Below are 321 nucleotides of genomic sequence, written 5' to 3'. Positions count from 1 at the left end.
TGAAGGGTCGTTCGAGACCAGGACGTTGATAGGTCAGGTGTGTAAGCGCAGTAATGCGTTCAGCTAACTGATACTAATTGCCCGTAAGGCTTGATCCTATAACAAGTCTGCCTTGTTGATCGGCGCCAGTGCTCAAGCACTGGCCGCGATCCAGGCGACAAGTTGATTCTCGTGTGTGATACACACAACCCAAGATTACTGCTTCTTCCGGATTGGTCGCGCTGCGAAGCACCGCGACAACCCCTTTTGCCTGATGACCATAGCGAGTCGGTCCCACCCCTTCCCATCCCGAACAGGACCGTGAAACGACTCTACGCCGAT

1 rRNA gene is annotated in these 321 nt (G+C 53.9%); it reads left to right on the top strand.

Annotation, left to right across the window (positions count from 1 at the left end):
- Window positions 1–98: ribosomal RNA gene (locus DID96_RS38025) — 23S ribosomal RNA — on the top strand; the annotation flags it as partial.
- Window positions 99–321: the final 223 nt, after the last annotated feature.

Origin of the sequence: Burkholderia sp. Bp8963 (genome assembly GCF_003854275.1) — a bacterium.
Taxonomy (GTDB): Bacteria; Pseudomonadota; Gammaproteobacteria; order Burkholderiales; family Burkholderiaceae; genus Burkholderia.
The sequence above is the reverse complement of the archived record's forward strand: the minus strand, read 5'-3'. Positions and strand labels throughout refer to the sequence as shown.